Source organism: Streptomyces sp. NPDC002144 (assembly GCF_053593695.1).
In genome coordinates, this window is record NZ_JBSFDB010000029.1 from 120419 (window position 1) to 138631 (window position 18213).

General features: G+C 67.2%; 16 protein-coding genes, 2 tRNA genes and 1 pseudogene. 5 read left to right on the forward strand and 14 right to left on the reverse strand.

Features of this window, described 5'->3' with window-relative positions:
- Nucleotides 1–198: 198 nt before the first annotated feature.
- The 7 genes from ACWCQ1_RS35315 to ACWCQ1_RS35345 all read right to left on the reverse strand — a co-directional run bounded on the left by ACWCQ1_RS35315 (nt 199) and on the right by ACWCQ1_RS35345 (nt 4073).
- Nucleotides 199–1644, reverse strand: coding sequence for a DHA2 family efflux MFS transporter permease subunit (locus ACWCQ1_RS35315; protein WP_358593179.1), 1446 nt, complete (start codon nt 1642–1644; stop codon nt 199–201).
- A 97-nt stretch (nt 1645–1741) separates the two neighbouring features.
- Nucleotides 1742–2311, reverse strand: coding sequence for a TetR/AcrR family transcriptional regulator (locus ACWCQ1_RS35320; protein ID WP_207929752.1), 570 nt, complete (start codon nt 2309–2311; stop codon nt 1742–1744).
- 213 nt (nt 2312–2524) lie between these two features.
- A complete protein-coding gene (locus ACWCQ1_RS35325; protein ID WP_133043316.1) occupies nt 2525–2953 on the reverse strand; it encodes a MaoC family dehydratase in 429 nt (142 codons plus the stop codon).
- A 7-nt stretch (nt 2954–2960) separates the two neighbouring features.
- A complete protein-coding gene (locus tag ACWCQ1_RS35330; protein WP_133043317.1) occupies nt 2961–3413 on the reverse strand; it encodes an FAS1-like dehydratase domain-containing protein in 453 nt (150 codons plus the stop codon).
- A gap of 213 nt (nt 3414–3626) precedes the next feature.
- Nucleotides 3627–3791: a 50S ribosomal protein L33 gene (gene rpmG / locus ACWCQ1_RS35335; RefSeq protein WP_003948671.1), complete on the reverse strand. Its 165-nt coding sequence runs from the start codon at nt 3789–3791 to the stop codon at nt 3627–3629.
- A 90-nt stretch (nt 3792–3881) separates the two neighbouring features.
- A tRNA-Met gene (locus ACWCQ1_RS35340) sits at nt 3882–3954 on the reverse strand.
- Nucleotides 3955–4000: 46 nt separating this feature from the next.
- Nucleotides 4001–4073 (reverse strand) — tRNA-Thr (locus tag ACWCQ1_RS35345).
- Nucleotides 4074–4344: 271 nt separating this feature from the next.
- Here ACWCQ1_RS35345 and ACWCQ1_RS35350 point away from each other — a divergent pair.
- Nucleotides 4345–5691, forward strand: coding sequence for an amidohydrolase family protein (locus ACWCQ1_RS35350; RefSeq protein ID WP_451028204.1), 1347 nt, complete (start codon nt 4345–4347; stop codon nt 5689–5691).
- Nucleotides 5692–6409: 718 nt separating this feature from the next.
- Nucleotides 6410–7066 carry an SDR family oxidoreductase gene (locus ACWCQ1_RS35355; RefSeq protein ID WP_358593176.1) on the forward strand — a complete coding sequence of 219 codons (657 nt, stop codon included), beginning with the start codon at nt 6410–6412 and terminating at the stop codon, nt 7064–7066.
- A 56-nt stretch (nt 7067–7122) separates the two neighbouring features.
- Here ACWCQ1_RS35355 and ACWCQ1_RS35360 read toward each other — a convergent pair whose 3' ends face one another.
- From ACWCQ1_RS35360 to ACWCQ1_RS35390, 7 genes are all read right to left on the reverse strand, one after another.
- Nucleotides 7123–7335: a hypothetical protein gene (locus tag ACWCQ1_RS35360; protein ID WP_133043320.1), complete on the reverse strand. Its 213-nt coding sequence runs from the start codon at nt 7333–7335 to the stop codon at nt 7123–7125.
- 37 nt (nt 7336–7372) lie between these two features.
- On the reverse strand, nt 7373–7846 hold the full coding sequence (locus ACWCQ1_RS35365) for an NUDIX domain-containing protein (protein ID WP_358593175.1): 474 nt from the start codon (nt 7844–7846) through the stop codon (nt 7373–7375).
- A 180-nt stretch (nt 7847–8026) separates the two neighbouring features.
- Nucleotides 8027–8848 carry a DUF2637 domain-containing protein gene (locus ACWCQ1_RS35370; protein WP_451028205.1) on the reverse strand — a complete coding sequence of 274 codons (822 nt, stop codon included), beginning with the start codon at nt 8846–8848 and terminating at the stop codon, nt 8027–8029.
- Nucleotides 8849–8879: 31 nt separating this feature from the next.
- Nucleotides 8880–9140, reverse strand: coding sequence for a hypothetical protein (locus ACWCQ1_RS35375; protein ID WP_358593173.1), 261 nt, complete (start codon nt 9138–9140; stop codon nt 8880–8882).
- A gap of 857 nt (nt 9141–9997) precedes the next feature.
- Entirely contained in the window at nt 9998–10135 is a 138-nt protein-coding gene (locus ACWCQ1_RS35380) for a hypothetical protein (RefSeq protein WP_165954816.1), read from the reverse strand.
- Nucleotides 10136–10689: 554 nt separating this feature from the next.
- Complete coding sequence (locus ACWCQ1_RS35385; protein WP_451028206.1) at nt 10690–11772, reverse strand: hypothetical protein; 1083 nt, start codon at nt 11770–11772, stop codon at nt 10690–10692.
- Between the two features lie 692 nt (nt 11773–12464).
- Nucleotides 12465–16052 (reverse strand): CHAT domain-containing protein, encoded by a 3588-nt coding sequence (locus ACWCQ1_RS35390; RefSeq protein ID WP_451028207.1) that lies wholly within the window; start codon nt 16050–16052, stop codon nt 12465–12467.
- A gap of 151 nt (nt 16053–16203) precedes the next feature.
- Between ACWCQ1_RS35390 and ACWCQ1_RS35395 the strand changes: the two genes are divergently transcribed.
- The 3 genes and pseudogenes from ACWCQ1_RS35395 to ACWCQ1_RS35405 all read left to right on the forward strand — a co-directional run.
- A complete protein-coding gene (locus ACWCQ1_RS35395; RefSeq protein WP_451028208.1) occupies nt 16204–16608 on the forward strand; it encodes a hypothetical protein in 405 nt (134 codons plus the stop codon).
- 1 nt (nt 16609) lies between these two features.
- On the forward strand, nt 16610–17677 hold the full coding sequence (locus ACWCQ1_RS35400) for a hypothetical protein (protein WP_451028209.1): 1068 nt from the start codon (nt 16610–16612) through the stop codon (nt 17675–17677).
- Nucleotides 17678–17894: 217 nt separating this feature from the next.
- Nucleotides 17895–18118 (forward strand): annotated as a pseudogene (locus ACWCQ1_RS35405) (transposase family protein); the annotation flags it as partial.
- Nucleotides 18119–18213: the final 95 nt, after the last annotated feature.

Consider the following 18213-nt stretch of genomic DNA (forward strand, 5'->3'; position numbering starts at 1 on the left):
GGTCGGTGCCGCGGCGGGGGGTGCCCCTCCTCGGTCGGGCGGTTCTGTTTCTACGGCAGTGCCGTCCGCGGACGCCCGACGCTGCGGGCGGACACCCCCCGCCACGTCCCCTCCTCACCGTTGCGCCGGTGCGGGCGCGATGGCCCGCGGGCAGGCATGGGCCCCGTCCCGGAGGACGGGGCCCATGCCTCTCTTGGGTCAGACGGTTTCCAACTCCGGGGCTGCTTCCGCCGACGGGGTCGGGGTCGTGGTGTGGGCCCGGCCCCTCCTCGGGATCAGCAGGGTCGCCACGGCGGCCGCGGCGACGACTGCCGAGCCGGTGACCAGAGCCGGCTGCAGGCCGTCCACGAAGGTCTGGGCGCTGGCGTAGCCGCCCTGCGACGAGAAGATCGAGGACATGATGGCGATACCCAGCGCACCGCCCACCTCGCGCAGCGCGTTGTTCGCGCCGGAGGCTATGCCCTGTTCCTTGGGACGGACGCTGGACATGACCAGGTTGGAGGCGGGGGCGAAGAAGAGGCCCATGCCGATGCCGCTGACGATCAGGGCGGGCAGCTGCGTGGCGTAGGAGACGCCCGGCGTGACGACGGTCGCCATCCAGCCGAGGCCGAGGGCCTGGAGGAAGAGGCCGGTCGCCACTACGGGGCGGCCGCCGATGCGGTCCGAGAGGATGCCGGCGATGGGGGCCACCAGCATCGGCATGCCGGTCCAGGGCAGCATCCGCAGTCCCGCCTCGGTGGGCGAGTAGCCGAGCACACCCTGCATGAACTGGCTGAGCAGGAAGATCGAGCCGAACATGCCGAGGAACATCAGGAGGCTCGCCGCGTTGATGCCGGAGAAGGCCCGGGAGCGGAACAGGCGCATCGGGAGCATCGGGTTCTTGGCGCGCAGGCTGTAGAGGACGAAGGCGGTCAGGAGCGCGGTGCCCGCGAAGAGGCCGGTGAGGACCAGGGGGCTGGTCCACCCGTCCGCCGGGCCGCGGACCAGGCCGTAGACGATGCCGAAGAGGCCGCCGCTGGCGAGGAGGGTGCCGGGGATGTCCAGGGGGGCACCGGTGCCGTACGACTCGCTCAGGCGGAGGCGGGCCAGGGGCAGGACCGCGATGCCCAGCGGGACGTTGAGCCAGAAGATCCAGTGCCAGGAGACGTGCTCGGTGAGGCTGCCGCCGATAAGGGGGCCGGAGGCCACGGCGAGTCCGTTGACGGCGCCCCAGATGCCGTAGGCCATGCCGCGCCTGGCGGCCGGGACGGCGGCGGTGAGCAGGGTGAGGGTGAGCGGCATCATGATCGCCGCGCCGACGCCCTGGACGGCGCGGGCCGCGATCAGGGAGTCGATGCCGGTGGCCATGGCGGCCGCGGCGGAAGCGCCGGTGAAGACGGTGAGGCCGACGAGGAACATACGGCGCCTGCCGAAGCGGTCGCCCAGGGCCGCGCCGAACATGAGGAGGACGGCGAAGGTGAGGGTGTAGGCGCTGACCGTCCACTCCAGGTCGCCCAGGGCTCCGCCGAGGTCCTTGCGGATCGAGGGGAGGGCGGTGGTGACTACCAGGTTATCGAGGGCCGCCATGAATCCGGCGACGCTGGTGATGACGAGGGCCCAGACGGTTCCCCCGCGACGATGTGGTGCGCTCTGCTGCTCGGACATCGCTCCCCCAGAGGGTTTGTGGTGGTGGTTTTGATTAGTTATTGATCACTAAGTTTTGCGGGCAAGAAGGAGCCTTGGTGCGCACCTTCCGCTCGGGCTACTTCTCCAGGCGACCCTTGAGCTGCGCCTCCGGATAGAGGCCCTCCCACACTCTGTGCTCGGGCGGGAAGCCCATGGCCACCAGGCAGTTGATGAGCATGCCGTACGCGAGGAACGTCGTCGTCTCGCTGACGTCCGCGCCCAGCGGCACGTGAACCGTGTCCCACAGGCGCATCCAGCCCGCCCGCACCTCCTCGCCGAGCTCGTGGTCGCCGGCCTGCTCGGCGGCGGCCACGGTGACGTACATCTGCATCTGCATCAGCAGCCGCTCGGGCTGCTCGGCGATGACCTTGGTGTACGCGTTGGCCATGGCCTGGACGGCTTCCTCGCCCTCCAGCCCCTTGGCCGCCTCCTCGAACGTGCGGATGGTGTCCTCCACACACCGCTGGGCGGCGGCGAGGAAGATCGCCTTCTTGCCCGGGAAGAGCCGGAAGAGGTACGGCTGCGAGACACCCACCCGCTTGGCGATCGCCTCGGTCGAGGTGCCGTAGTAGCCCCCGCGGGCGAACTCGGCGGTCGCCGCGCGGATGACGCTCTCGCGTCGCTCTTCTGCGCTCATCCTGGCCATGAGGAGAAGTTAGTACTCAATCACTAACTTCGTCAAGGGGGTCGGGGGCGGGGATGTGCGACTCGTTCAGAAGGCTTTCTGGGGTAAGGGGCGTCCTCCATGTGTCCTCAATGGAGGGGCGCCCCTTACTCGCGGCACGCGCGTGTGCGGCACGCGCGTTTGCGGCAGGCGCGTTTGCGGCATCGGCGCATGCGGGCGGCACGCGCGTGTGCCTCATGCCAGGCGTACGACCGCCCGCGACATGCCCAGCACCTTCTGGCCGGCGCTCGTCGCGGTGAGGTCCACGCGGACCGTGTTGTCGTCGAGCTTGGCGGCCACCTTGGCGCTGACCTCGATCAGGGCGCCCTGGTCGTCGTTGGGGACGACTACGGGCTTCGTGAAGCGGACCCCGTACTCGACGACCGCGCCCGGGTCGCCGGTCCAGTCGGTGACCACCCGGATCGCCTCGGCCATCGTGAACATGCCGTGCGCGATGACGTCCGGGAGGCCCACCTCCTTGGCGAACTTCTCGTTCCAGTGGATGGGGTTGAAGTCACCGGAGGCGCCCGCGTACTGGACGAGCGCGGCGCGGGTCACGGGGAAGGACTGGGCCGGCAGCTCGGTGCCGACCTCGACGTCGTCGTATGCGATCTTCGCCGTCATCCTGCTCTCACGCCTCCTCTGCCGCGCGCGCGACCAGCTTCGTCCAGGCGGTCACCACGTGCTCGCCCGCCTCGTCGTGGACCTCGCCCCGGATGTCGAGGATGTCGTTGCCGGCCAGGGACTTGATCGCCTCGATGGTGGAGGTGACGGTGAGCCTGTCGCCGGCCCGCACCGGGCGGACGTAGGAGAACTTCTGGTCGCCGTGCACCACGCGGCTGTAGTCCAGGCCGAGTTGCGGGTCCTGGACGACCTGTCCGGCGGCCTTGAAGGTGATGGAGAACACGAAGGTCGGCGGGGCGATGACGTCGGGGTGACCGAGCGCCTTGGCCGCCTCCGGGTCCGTGTACGCGGGGTTGGTGTCCCCCACCGCCTCGGCGAACTCGCGGATCTTCTCCCGGCCCACCTCATAGGGGTCGGTGGGCGGGTAGCTCCGCCCCACGAAGGACTGGTCGAGCGCCATGGCTCGCTACCTCCTGCTGGTGTCTGCCTGGTGTGTGCGGGGTGGCCCGGCGGCTGTTGCCGGTGGTCTGTGGCCGGCGGCTTGTGGCCGGTGGCTGTTGCCGGTGGTCTGTAGACGGTGACTTGTGATCAGTCGGAACCGGTCGGTAACCGAGGCTCAAACGACGCGAGGCCGCCCCCGACTGTTGGGGGCGGCCTCGCGAACGAGCCTGATTTATCGCGTCTCGCGGTGCGCGGTGTGCGCGTTGCAACGCGGGCAGTGCTTCTTCATCTCAAGACGGTCCGGGTTGTTGCGCCGGTTCTTCTTGGTGATGTAGTTCCGCTCCTTGCACTCCACGCAGGCCAGCGTGATCTTCGGGCGGACGTCGGTGGCAGCCACGTGAGTGCTCCTTGACGAACGGATGGGACGGGTTTAACGCATAGAAGAGTAGCCGATCGAAGGACCGACCCCGCAATCGGCTACTGTCAGTAGCGGTGACCGGACTTGAACCGGTGACACAGCGATTATGAGCCGCTTGCTCTACCGACTGAGCTACACCGCTGCGATGCGATCCGTTCCCGCCTCGCGACGGGAACCTCACACACCAGAGCCCCAATACGGAATCGAACCGTAGACCTTCTCCTTACCATGGAGACGCTCTGCCGACTGAGCTATTGGGGCGAGCGATGAAGACATTACACGGTCCGCCGCCGTTCACCCAAATCCGTTTCGCGGCCCCCGTACCGGCCTGTCCGGTCGGTGGGGGCGGGGTGCGCCGCGGCCCGTCCGACCGCCCTCCCACCAGCCTCTCCAGGCCCCTTTCGTACGGCGGACCACACCGGTACGACTATTGCGCTCCTCCCTGTGATGGGCGGATAGCCACCCTAGGCTCGACTCACTCTGCGTGATCTTGCGTCCCCCTGCGCAGTCCCGAGCCAGCCCCTGGAGCGCGATGCCCGACAGCCAGCCGCAGCCGCCCCACTCGTCGTCTTCGTCTTCGTCTTCGTCGTCTTCGGCTTCATCCTCGTCTTCGTCCGGCGCACCAGGGCCCGTGGGTTCCTCTGGTTTCTCGGGTTCCTCGGGATCGCTGGGCCAGAGTGATTCGGGGGCGCTCCTGCTCTGCGGGGCCCGGCTGACCGATGGGCGCACCGTGGACGTACGGCTCGGCGGCGGGCGGATCGAGGCGGTCGGTACGGCGGGGAGCCTGGCGGTGGGCGGTACGCGTGCGTGCGGTGCACGTGTGGATCTCAGCGGCTATCTGCTCCTGCCGGCCCCTGCCGAACCGCACATCCACGGCGACACCGCCCTCTCGGCCGACGGGGACGGCCCCGCCTCCCACGACCCGCATGACGTCCAACGCCGGGCCACCGAGGCCGCGTTGCTGCAGCTGGGGCACGGGGCCACCGCGGCGCGGGCACACGTGCGCGTGGGCGACGTCCAGGGTCTCGGCGCGCTGACCGCCGTACTGCAGGCCCGGCGCTCGCTGCGGGGGCTTACGGAACTGACCGCCGTGGCCATGCCTCGGCTGCTGACCGGGGTCGCCGGGGCCGACGGGCTGGCCGTGCTGCGGGACGCGCTGAAGATGGGTGCGTCCGTGGTGGGCGGCTGCCCGGACCTGGATCCCGATCCGATCGGGTATGTGGAGGCGGTCCTGGAGGTCGCCTCCGAGCACGGCTGTCCCGTGGACCTGCACACCGACGCCGCCGACCCGGCCCGCCTCGCCCGTCTCGCCGCGATGGCCGGGGGCCTGCGGCCGGGCGTGACCCTCGGTCCGTGCGGCGCCCTGGCCCGTCTCCCCACCGAGACGGCCACCCGCACCGCCGACCAGCTCGCCGCCGCCGGGGTGGCGGTGGTGTGCCTCCCCCAGGGCGGCTGCGGCGCCACCGACCACCGCGGCACGGCTCCGGTACGGCTGCTGCGCGCTGCCGGGGTGCGCGTCGCGGCGGGCAGCGGCGCCTTGCGGGACGTGTCGAATCCGGTCGGCCGCGGTGACCCCCTGGAAGCCGCGTACCTGCTGTCCTCCCGCTACGGCCTGCGCCCCGAGGACGCGTACCACGCGATCAGCTCCTCGGCACGTGCGGTCCTGGGCCTGCCCGAGGTCCGAGTGGAGGCGGGGTTCCCGGCTGAACTGCTGGCGGTGAGGGGGGACCGGCTGCCGGGTGCTCTGTCCCTCGCGTACAGCCGAATCGTGGTGCACCGGGGGCGCGTGGTGGCCCGGACCAGCGCGGTAAGGGAGTACTGCAGCTCGGCTGCCGCCGTGGAGCTGGGATTGCCTCGACAGGGGCGCGGATTGTCGTGAGGGGGAGGGCGGCCGCGCTGGAATGCGGCGGCCGTATGAGCCTGCCCTGGGTCATCGGGTTGTGTGGCGCTGGATCTGTGCTGAGGGGTGTAGGAGCGTAGGGGCGTACGCCGGAGCGTGCATGTGCATTGGGGGCGCACGGAGTGGGGGCGCGCTCCGGGCGTGCATGGCGGGCAGGGGCGTGTGAAGTGGGTCTGCGCGCTGTAGCGCACGCGCTGGGGTGGGTGTCGGCGCTTTGAGCGGCGTACGGCTTGAGCGTTCGCGCCGGGCTTGCGCGCGAGGCTTCCGTGGGAAGCTTGCGTGGGGCCGCGCCCGCGCGCCGAGGGGGGCGCCAGCGCCCGGCCGGCGCCGACGGGGCGCGCAGCCACAGCGCATGCGCTCCGAGCGCGCGCCATACACGTCTGCGCCAGGCGCACACAACGCGAGCTCAGGCGCCCGGCGCACACGCGGGTGGGTCATGGCGCCCGGCGCACACGCGGCAGGACCATGTGCCGGGCGCGCGCAACCCGAGCCGATGAACCCGGTGCACACGCATCAGCTCGCGCGCCGGGCGTGCACAACGCCAGCTCGTACGCTCCGCGCGTGCGCCTCAGCATGCGCCTGTACGGCCCGCCCGTACGCCCGGCCCCTTCGCCTGCGCGTGCGCTGCGGGCGTGCGCCCTGGGGCGTGGCTCAAGTCGTGCGGCGGATGCGGCCGTCCGGGCGTACGGTCGGAGACATGCGCATTGTCATCGCTGGAGGTCATGGTCAGATCGCGCTGCGGCTGGAGCGGCTGCTCGCCGCGCGCGGGGACGAGGTCGCGGGGATCATCCGTCACGCCGAGCAGGGCGACGACCTACGGGGGGCCGGTGCCGAACCGGTGCTGCTGGATCTGGAGTCGGCCTCGGTCGAGGAGGTCGCCGAATGTCTGCGCGGCGCCGACGCGGCGGTCTTCGCGGCGGGCGCGGGTCCCGGCAGCGGAGCGGCCCGTAAGGACACCGTGGACAAGGGGGCGGCGGTCCTGTTCGCGGACGCGGCGGTTCGGGCGGGCGTACGACGGCACGTGATCGTTTCGTCGATGGGAGCCGATCCGGCGCACCAAGGGGACGACGTGTTCGACGTCTATCTGCGGGCGAAGGGCGAGGCGGACGCGTACGTCCGGAGTCTGGACGGCCTCGACTGGACGGTCCTGCGCCCCGGTTCACTGACGAACGACCCCGGCACCGGCCTCGTCCGGCTGGAGGCGCACACGGGCCGCGGTGCGATCCCGCGCGACGATGTGGCCGCCGTACTGGCGGAGTTGGTGGACACTCCCGCGACGGCGGGGCTGACCCTGGAGCTGGTCGGCGGGGCGACGCCGGTCTCGGTGGCGGTGAAGTCGGTCGCCGGCAACTGAGGAGGGCTGACGCGGGAGGCCCGGCCGAGCAGGCGATCTTCAGCGATCAGATGTCGTCAGAACAGAGGCAGTTGGCCGGGCATCTCGGGGATGACGTAGCCGTCCAACGACGCTTGCGCGGCGTCCGGTTGGGCCGGTCGGCGCGAGCCGGGACAGGAGACCAGTCCGCCGGTCTCGCGGGCGCCGGGCGGGTCGTGCCGGGCGAACCGGCCGGCGACGACGGCGATCTCGCGCCGGCATTCGGGGCAGTGTCTGCGACGAGTGGACATGGAGTCAGTGTGCCCCGGGGACCTGCCGAGTTGATCGTCAGCCGATATAGGGGGACGTACGCGTCCGGTCCGCCGCGTGGGTGATGCGCAGGCGCATGGTCGGGTGGATGTCGAGTTCGGAGAGGGCGTCCGGGTCGACCCAGCGGACCTGGGTGGTCTCGCCGCTGGTGCGCAGTTCGCCGCCGGTGGGGCGCGCCCGGAAGCAGAGGCTGAACTGCTGGCGGACCTCCCCGTCGTCGTACCGCATGACGTGCCCGGGATCGGTGTAGATGCCGGACAGGTCGACGACCTCGACCTGGATCCCGGTCTCCTCCCACACCTCGCGTACGACCGTGTCGCTGATGGACTCGCCGAGGTCGTGGCCGCCTCCGGGCAGCGCCCAGCGGCCGTTGTCGGAACGCTGGACCAGGAGGATGCGCCCGGCGTCGTCGCGTACGAAGGCGACGACGGCGGGTACGACGGAGGTGGCCGGAGGGGCGTCCGGGTCGTGGAAGTAATCGGTGCGGCCCATGGGCCTTACATACCCGCATTCCGACCCGCGCGCGCCGTCATCCCCCGTGCTCCACTCAGCTCCCCCTCCGATTCTCCGCCGCCCTCCCCCCTCCGTCCCCCACCGGGCCCTGCGGCCTCAGATCGGTTGCAAAGCCCGCCGGTGGCATGGGGTGCGGCTGGGTGCCGTGTTCGGGCGGCTTCACCGACAGGCGGTGCCCTCTGGCGGGGTTCTGAGGCCGCGGTTCGTGGGGGTGTCACCAGTGGATGCCTCCGCCGACTGCAGCCGGTGCCGGCGCAGCGGGCGCCGGGGCGGCCGAGTCAGGGTGACCTGGCGTACGAGTTGCTGGAAACAGGCCAACGACGCGAAGCTCGGCAGCGCGGCCGCCGCTTTGTCCATGAGGCTGTTGGGGGCCTGGGCGACGCACAGGGCCATGGCGATGACGGAGAACACCAGGACCACGCACCAGGAGTGGAAGGACCGGCGCTGGTGCAGCGCATGGCGCAGTACGGACAACGACGCCACCAGCCAGGGCCCGAAGATCAGCAGTGGCCAACAGGAGGCGACGCTGCTGTGGGTACCGCTCGCCGCGATGAACAGCAGTGGGTCGTAAGCGATCAGCCCGCCGAACACGCTGACCGTCGACGCGATGACGGTCGTTACCGCGGCAATGCTGTAACTAAGGGTGAGGAGCTTGTCCCGGCGTCGCTCCCGTGTCTTGCGATGGCCCGGGCTCGCGGCCTTCACAGGGGGCAGCTCTGCCGTGATCTGGACCAGCGTCTCCCGGTGAGAGGCGGGGGCCGGAGGTTCCGCGCTGCGTGCGGCCGGGATTCTGGGCTGCTCGGCCTCGACGGCGTCCCGCAGCATGAAGGCCAGCTCCTCTGCGGGGTCCCAGCCTGACTCCGGCGGCGTCAGCGGCGGATAGAGGAACCCCGCCGGATCCTGGTATCGCCCGGTGTCCTCATAGCCGGTGGAGAATTCGGCGGAGAAGCCTGAATAGGGGGTTGTTCGATCGTGGTGCATGGCATGGCAGCCCGTCTCTTCGTGGCAGCATTCAGCTTTCCAGCTCCGCCCAGCGTCTCGAAAGACCATCCTCCAAAACGCTCAAGGAGTGCATGAGCTCCCGGAGATCCTTATCGGTCACATCGAGCGTGACCGACATCAGTCCATTCGCGAGGACGCCGTTCACCTTCTCGTCGCAGGCGGCGGGTTTCGGGACGTACGTGAAGGAACCCAGCCGCGTGACGCGGACGCTTTCCGGGCGCATCCTCTTCGGAAGGGACTCGATCGCCTGTTCCCTGGTTGCCTTCGTCATATTCCAACTAACGGCGCCTCTCGTGGGCGGATGCGTTGCGAACGGGTGAATGATTAGCCGGACAAGCACGATTGTGCAGGTATCGGGCAGGCACTATAGGTGCTCGTATGAAACCGGGGAAGATTTCCATATGCTCGCAAAGGGCTGACCGTGTCCCGTGGCCTCGAAATGCCGGTGACCTCTGACGGGAGCGTCGGGCCAGGCCTGCCCGGAGCAGCCTCCTCGCCCCGCCGCTGCTGACCGCCCGGGTGCGACGGTACCCACGTATCTTTTGCCGATCAACCGCAACACCTATATGTAGCTGTATGAAAATCTGCGGCGCCGGCGCTTCGAGCCGTGATCCCCGGGGATTTTCATATCCTGCGGCGTAACGGCCGCAGGAGGAGGTATGGCCGTCGCTAACCCTAAACGCCGAAATTACCGTCGGAAATTGCCGACATCGACGACTGGAGATCATCTTCGGAGCAGTCAGACGATGTTTGTGGCCGAATATTGTCCCGCAGTGCGTCGAACCTGCACTGACGCCGACGCAGTGCCACTAAGCAAGGTATATCGGGTTAAGCACGGACGTTGGACTTCTGGCTTTTGTGCAATAGCCCGGCGCCGAATGCCGGCCGCTGTTGCCGCTGCTGACAACGAGGTGGCTCAGCCCACGATTCCCGTGCCTGGAAGGAATGGAGCGCCCGACGCAAGGTAAGGATCCTGCGTGAAGGTCGACAACTGCACGAACCTCCCGCTGACATCACGGCGGCCTCTTACCCGGGGCTTGCAGGCGCAGGCTGGCGCCCGCCGCCGGTGGGCTCGAACCCTCCCGGCATCTGCCCCAGCGCCGCCCGGTCCGGCCCAGGGCCGGAGCATCACTCGCTTTCAACCTGTTCCGGGTTCGCCTGTTCCGGCAGAGGCGATGGCGGCGGGAAGAGGCGGTCTTCCAGAGCAGACAGCCCGAACAGCATGAGCAGCGGCACTACCAGGACCAGCAGAGCAATCACGATCACGACGCCTCCCCAGGAAGCTAGCGATCACGGCTGGCGGCAAGCCGGCCACCTTCACTGTGCATCCGAACGGGCGACGCCGCACTTCGCCACCAAGGGTCCAAGAGCAGCGCGCCGCTTTGGCGTCCGAGCGCCCAGGCGTCACTCGCAGCAAACGCGCCCGGCTACCGTGCCGTAGAGACGGGCCTCCCCGCCTCCGAACTCCGCGCCCTGAACGGCTCCCTGACCTGGTACGAGCACACGCGCCTAAATCGACCACAGATGGGACAAGCTACGCATTTCGGCCCCTGCCGGAATGACGCTGTTCGAATACGAAGAAACCCCCTCCGCGCTGCGTTTCCGCAGTTCGGAGGGGGTCTCTCTCAGCGTGGCGGCGCCAGGATTCGAACCTGGGAAGGCTGAGCCGGCAGATTTACAGCGGGACGGTTCACCACCTGCTGACCTGGCCAAAGACTTAGGTTGCGGGTCCTTGGGGGACGTGTGGGGGACCCGCAGCCGTGTGCACTCGTGCCCGTCTTGCGAGAGCCACCCAACGTGCGAGCGTTCCAGGGCCGTGGTCAAGCGACGTCCTCGGGTTCCATCTGCTCCCGGCACTCTGGGCACAAGTTGGCGATCGAGCCCTCAACATCCGCCTCGATGAACCACGGTCGGCCGCAGCCGGCGCAGGGCACGAGGTCCCGCGCGGCGTGACGGGCCCCGCAGCAGAAGCAGTACAGCGTGTCCGAGACCTCGGGGCTGTCTGCGAATACGACGCCTGCCACCAGGGCGAATGCGTGGCACTGGGGACAGCCTCTTCCCGCGACGTCCGGAGTGTCGGGGCTGCGGAGGTAGGCGAAGAGGAGCTGTTCGCCGTCGTGCCATGACTGGCCGCAGAAGTGGCAGCGTCCGCCACCGGGGGTGAGGACGAGGGCCATCTGTTCGCAGGCGGGGCACCGGATGGTCTGGCTCTGCAGGCCCTGCAGCTCGCCGCGGAGCCGGTTGAGGCGCTGCCTGACGTACGAGCTGATGTTCTTCACCCCCGCAGCCACGGGCGCCATCTCCCGGAGGGCCGTCTCGCGTTCTTGGCCCTCGAGCAGCGGCAGAAACTCCCTCTCCAGAAAGCTCATGAGGAAGTCGAGCACCCGCCCGGCGCGGGCTTCGACGGCGGGGGCGTTGTGCGTCAGCCCGTAGTGCTGAAGCGCGTTGCGGTCCTTCGCCAGCGCCTTCAGCCCGTCGGTCTCCTTCTTGTCGAAGGTGATGCCGACGATGTCGCGCAGGCGCTCCACCGCAGCGACGGTGCCGCAGCTCTCGAAGCCCGCGCTGTCGAAGTCCCCCCTGGTCGCCCGGCCGGGGTCCTTGAAGACCAGGCTCCAGTGCTCGCGCTGCAGGCGAGCCTTGAGCAGAACCTCGACTGCAGCCTGCAGGTGCAGGACGGCGTACTTGAGGTCGCGCGGCTCGACCGCCGACTGGTTCTCGTCGAGGTGCTCGACGACGCTGGCGAGGTAGTCGATGCCGTTGCGGACCACCGGGAAGTCCAGCTGCGGCGGTACCGACGGACGCCCCGGCGGCACGTATCCGCGCCCGCCCCCGACGACCACCTCCTGCCGCGACGTGTCGCTCGATCCACCCGTACGGGCGGGGTCCTGATCCGGCGTCAGCATATACACAGGATAACCGTGACCATTCTGTGACTGGTCGGCCCTGCACAGCGCCGGGCGGGGAGGAAGGGGCCGACGATGAGCGGCTTCACCTACGGGTCCCGGTCGGCACAGCGTCGGGCTGTTACAAGCGCCTCCACCGCCTCACTGATGGCCTTTACCTGCCACTGCTCAGCGCGCTGTTTCGCGGGCGTCCCTGTCGATCAGCCTGTGGCCCGGTCATGTAGTGCCTACGCAAATGGATCCCGAAAGGCAGGATCTTCCCCGGATGCAGCCATTGCGGCTGCCGTGACACGCGGAAGGAGTTCTCTGTCACTCCCGCCACGTTCTCTCCAGTCATGAATCACCCGCTCTACTTCCGGATGACGATGCCGGAGCACCTCAACACTGTCCCTCAGAGTTGGCACGTCGGCGGGATTCTCCGCCTGAACGATCATCGCGATTGTGGTACACAATGTCATTGTTGACATTCCTTCCAATTCTTCTCGTGTGGCCATGACCAACTCCTTTTCCTCAGACAACAATTGAGCCATCAAAATAGCGCAAGCCAATTCCGACATGGTTTCAATTCCGACATGGTTTAACCGTCGACAGGCGGTGCGGTTGCCTCATAGCAGATCCATGTCGCCTCCTCGAAGCACTGGGCCATGTGGGCGAGCCCACTGGCGCGCTAGCTGATGACGCTACGCACGTGGTCATGCGCCAGCGTGTATGTAAGCCGCCCATAGCGAGGGAACGTGGGTCAAATCGTAGTCACCGTCGCGCACCCGCCGTACAGCGTGATGCAATGCCTGTGCTGTGTTGTCGGTGCTGAATCCCGACGCAGTTTGCAGGGCTGAGTAGAAGGCTGCCGCGATGCGGGCGGCGATTGCGTCGTCAACCTCCCAGAGGGTGCCAACCACGTGACGGAAGCCTGCAACCTGGAATGCCGACGCTAGATGAATGGACTCGTCGATCAGGTCGGTCACATCGGTGAACGCTGTCCTGCAGGCCGACAAGTAGACAAGGCCAGCCTGGTCGAGGCTAATCGGCGCGAGACTCGCCACTGTCAGCGGGTCGCTCTCGTGGTCGTGCAGCAGCAGTCGGCTCTGCGATGGGTCTTTCGGGTCACTGGCGCCGTGGCAGGCAAAGTGGACGATCGAAAACTCCGGCAGGCTTGTCAGTACCCGGGCTTTGGTGGGCGTGTGTGGGGTAATAAAGCCTGACTCCCCGCCTGAGTCGCTCTCTTCGATGAGAAGTGTGGAGCTGGGTAGTCGGTGCCGGAGCATCTCTGCTTCTGTGACGACGTGATGCAGCGGATTTTCGCCGGGCGTAGTGGGCATTGCAACGATCAAGGCCGAGCCAGGCATGGACGTCTTGGCGGTGGGTTGTCGAGCATGACGAAGGGCACGCACAGTGGGCGTGTATGAGGAAATAACGCGATCCATAACCGTTCGGCAGCCGTAACCGTCAGCTCTCTGCCGGTGGTAGCCAGCGGCATGCAGCGGCAATTGGCCGAGCAGACCGCCGGGCACCCACCACAGCCTTGGCCATGCCGCCTCCGTTGTCGGTTCCAACGTGAATCCGAGCTCCTCAAGGACGGGTTCCGCTGCGGCGTCCCAAAGCCACTCCAAAATCTCGCTGAGCATGTCCTCGGCAGTTGCCCGCTGCTCCCAGCTCAAGGTCGCTTCCCCTGTAGAGCGGAGCGCCTCGTGGAAAAGGTCGATCTTCTCGATGAGGGTGTTGTGAGCGAGGTCAGGCAGCGCGATGTGACCGACTCCATCGGCGGTAAGAAGAAGCGCATCGCTGCTGTAACCGCTGACGTTGAACACCGCAACCGGGCCCAGACGGGCTTCAGCGACAAGATCCTCCGGTTTGGGGGGAAGCATGAACGATCTAAAGCCCTCGAGTTCGCGAATCTCTGCGATTGTCCTATCAAACTGCGTAGCCAGCCAGTGCCGGTCCCGAATGTCACGATCCCACCGAGCGTTGTCGGCCTTCCCGTCGATGTCCGTGCTTTCCCCGGCCAGTGATGACCTGTCAAGCTGGTCTCGGAGTCGAGTGAAACGGTCAGCGAGGCCACGGGACTGCCGCCGCAAATCGGTTAGGTCATTGCGCGTGTCCAATGCCTGGCTGATCAGGACAGCTCGGCCCGATTCCAGCATCTGCAATGCTTGGGTCGCATACCGTTGGCGGTCTGGCCCTGTGGCCTCGTCGGTGCTGAGCAACAGGGCAGCAGCATCGCTGGCCAAACCTGCGCATCCCCCGAGTGCATGCTGCTGGTCACTGCGATGAAGTTGGCGAGGAGCCACGCTGGGGAGGAGACGGACCCCGGTTTCCAAGAGGTCCACGGCAAGATCGATCCGCGATCCAGCAGCCAACTCCGCGGCCGCCCGCGCTGCCTGAATCCGGATCGACGGCGCAGCAGTGGCCACGTTGACTGCGTTTGAAAAAGCGCCCAGGGCCTCATCCGCGTCAGGTGCATCCCTCGTCTGCTGGAAGCGAGTCCGCATGGTTCCGCCGAGGTTGGACAGCATGGCTGCGCGGTCAGGGTGGTCGTCGGGAATGCCAGATACCGCTTGTCGGCCAATCTCCACGGCCTCGTCTAGATCGACTGATACCCCAGTTCGCTCGAACCGGGTGCGCAGGGTGAGCGACAGATTAGACAGCCGACCCGCTCGGTCGGGGTGGCCTGTGGGGGTGGCGCGCACTGCCCGTCGGCCTGCCTCGACAGCCTCGTCTAGATCAGCCAACACTCCAGTCCGCTTGAACCGGGTCTGCAGGGAGCCAACCAGGTTGGACAGTGCGCTTCCAAGCTGCGGGGAGTCCACGGGGGTAGCGCGCACTGCTTGGCGGCCCACCTGGACGGCCTCGTCCAGGTTAGCCAACACTCCAGTCCGATCGAACCGAGCCCGCAGCATACCTCCAAGGTTGGACAGTCGTCCCGCCCGCTCAGATTGATTATTAGAGGTAACCCCTACCGCCTGACGGCCGATATCGATGGCCTCATCCAGATCCACCAGAGCCCCGGTCCACTGGAACCGGGTCATCAAGGTAAGGGCGAGGTTGGACAGAGCAGCCGGCCGCTCAGGGTGGACTAGCGGGAAAGTGTCTACCGCTCGGCGCCCCATCTGGACGGCCTCGTCCAGATCAGCCGACACTCCAGTCCGCTCGAACCGCGTGCGCAGATGGGTACCCAGGTTGGAGAGCATGCCTGGCCGACTGGAGTCACCCTTGGGGGTCATGTCCACCGCTTGGCGGCCCATCTCGACGGCCGCGTCCAGGTCAGCCAACCTTCCAGTTCGCTCGAACCGGATCCGCAGATGCGTAGCCAGATTGGACAAGTCTGCAGGCCTGGCATGTACCTGACGGTAGATTTCAATGGCCTCGTCCAAATCAGCCAAAGTTCCGGTCCGCTCAAAGGAAGTCGCCAGAACGAGTGCCAGATTGGACAACATGCCCGCCCGTCTAGGTTCGTTTGCCGGGGCCATGCTGACCGCTTGCCGACTGACCGCGAGAGCCTCCTCCAGGTCAGTCAGCGCGCCGGTCCTGTCGAATCGGGCACGCAGAGTATTGCCGAGAGTGGACAGATTTGCTGCTCGATCGGAGTGGCTTGCTGGGGCGGCTTGCACTGCCTGACGGCCGACATCAATGGCCTCATCCAGATGCGCCAGAACCCCTGTTCCGGTGAACTTCGCATACAGGCTCTTGGCCAAGTTAGACAAGAGATCGGCCCGTTCGGGGAGTCCGTCCGGGGCGTCATGTACCGCCTGCCGGCTGACCGCGAGAGCCTCGTCCAGATCACTCAATACGCCCGCCTGCTCGAAGCGGGCCCGCAGCGCGGTACCTAGGTTGGTAAGCATGGCTGCTCTATTAGGGTGCTCAGCTGGTGCCGCTGCAACGATGCGCTGCCACAGTTGTACAGCTGCAGACGTCAGGGAGACGTCATGCCCGCCGAGCGCCTGATCAAGTAGGGCAACGGCGGTATCTGCCGAAGACTCGGCGAGTGCAGGCAGCAACAGGTCAGGGAGTGGCCCAGCGCCGACGAGAAAGCAGGGAACGAACGCGTGGATGGCCGCGGCTAGGTCTTCGCCATCCTGCCCTGGGGGCAGCGCCAGGTAGCGATACCAGTGCAGCCAGCCCAACGCGAACCTAGCTTCGACATCGCCGTCGTCTTCCCGCAAGATCTCAGACAACCTTCGCGCGTCGGCCAGAGCTCCCAGTTTCAACGAAAGGGATGGATCCCCAGCCTCAGCGATCTGCTCCAGTCGCCTGCCCACTGCCGCAAGCCGCTCGTCACGCATGGCACCCCCACTAGCTCTGGTGCACTTCATCCCATTTTATGACATATTGGCGATCTTTCCTGGGGAAGGTATCTGTGCAGCTCGCGCACTTGCCACAGGCAGGAGAGGCGCTGGCATTCAGTGATCAGAAACAGCCCATGTGAGGGACTAAGTGACCAGCAACTCGCTCGACAAGGTTGCGGACGGCATCGCCTACGTGTGTGAACACCTAGTTGAAATCCGTTCCCGGCTGGCGCGTGTCGGCGGCGCACCGACCCTGGAACGCTTCCTGGACGAGCTGCGCGCAGACAGCGATGTATCAGCTCTGCTCGACGAGATTCACTTTGCGCTACAGGCGGGGAGGGATCGACTCGGAGTGTACGGCCACACCAGCAGCAGCGGTCCACGAAGAACCGCGAGCGGATCTCGGTCACCAGGGCTCGGGGTGCCCGTCCCGGCCGAGTCTGTCTACCTGTGTCCCGGCGGGCGCTGCAATCGTTGGTGGCTGCCCGACGAACGCGCTACCCCTCCAGAATGTGAGGTCTACCGCCAGCAACTGCGCCGAGACAGGCTCTAAAGTGGGCACCTTCTTAACGGAGCTGGGAAAGCAGCTTGCGGAACGCTGGCTCACGCTCCTCGTACTGCCCGGTGCGCTTTACTTGTCCGCCCTCGCCACGGCGCAGCATCTGGGCCACACCCATGCCTTTGCCATTGCCCGGCTCACAGATCAGGTGAAGGAGTGGGCCAGGGCCTACGGAGCGAACGCGCCCGCCCGCCTGGTAGTCATCCTCATCGCGGCACTCCTCATCTCGGCCGCCGCTGGCCTCGTCGCCCAGGCCGGTGGAACCCTCACCGAGCGTCTCTGGCTTGCCGCAGATTGGACTGCCTGGCCGCCACCGCTTCGTCAGCTCGCAGGCAAGCGCGTCAGCGCACGACAGGATCGATGGGACCAGGCATCCGACGCATACAAGCGGCAGCGCGAACAGCTGGCCCGCGACCGCGCGCACGGTCGTAGCCGGGATAGAGCAGCCCTAGCCTCCGCATATCGTGACAAGATTCGCATTAGCCAGGAAAAACCCGAACGCCCCACGTGGATGGGAGACCGACTCAACGTCGTCGTTGTCCGCTTCGACCGTGAGTATCAGCTGGACATCCCTACGATTTGGCCCGCCCTTTGGCTCACGCTGCCCGACACCGACCGCAGCGAGATCAGAACAGCTAGCGAGGCCCTCGCCCGCGCTACCACACTCACCAGTTGGGGGCTGCTCTACCTCGTAGTCGGCGCGTTGTGGTGGCCTGGACTCCTCATCGCAGCTGCCACCTGCCTAACAGGCTGGCGACGCGCGCGCACCGCCACCGACACCTATGCACAGCTCATCGAAGCGGCTACTCGGCTGCACGTGGCTAACCTCGCCTGCCAACTCGGCATCGAACAGGCGGGCCCCATCAGCCCCCAGGCTGGTGCCAATGTCACGTACCTTCTCCAAGGCAAAGGCCATCTCATCCCAACCAACACCGCAGAAACCCTCAGCCGAACCTCAACCCACGGGCTACGACCTGGACGAAGCTCGGTTGCACAGGTAATGCACCGCAAGATTCTGGGGCTTCGACGGCTGCTTAAAAAACATCGTAAAGATCAGCTGTGAGGGTCTATCGGTTTCACGGCTGCGGCGCACTCGCCCCTGCCAATCGTCGACCGGCCGCCGGGGTGATGAAGCCGCCCCTCGGTTTTCCTCCCGGGCAAGCCCCGGCGCCTCCTACGCCCGGGAAGACAGTTATCCGCAGGCCGTCACATAGCACCAGCAGAGCCATACGGTGCTGTCACTGGTTGATCGTGAACACGGGATGTGCGCACTGCCGGATCAGGTGATCTGGGCGTCGCCGGCGCTACCCAGGGCGGTGCACGACATCAAGGCCGCCCGCGCCCACGGCGTCATCGATGCCCTGACCGCCGCCAGCGTTCCGTGCTGGGCGGACAAGGCCTACCAAGGAGCCGACGCACCGTGCGGGTGCCCTACCGCGGACGCTGGGACGAACTGTCCGTCGGGCAGCTTGCGGTCAACCGCTCCCATGCCAAGATCCGAGCCCGATGGCGTCCCGCGTGATGGTGTAGCCGATCGGCGTTGAGTAGTGCGCCGGTGTGCTCCGGCTGGTGGCGCCCGCTCCCTGCGCACGGGGTGGG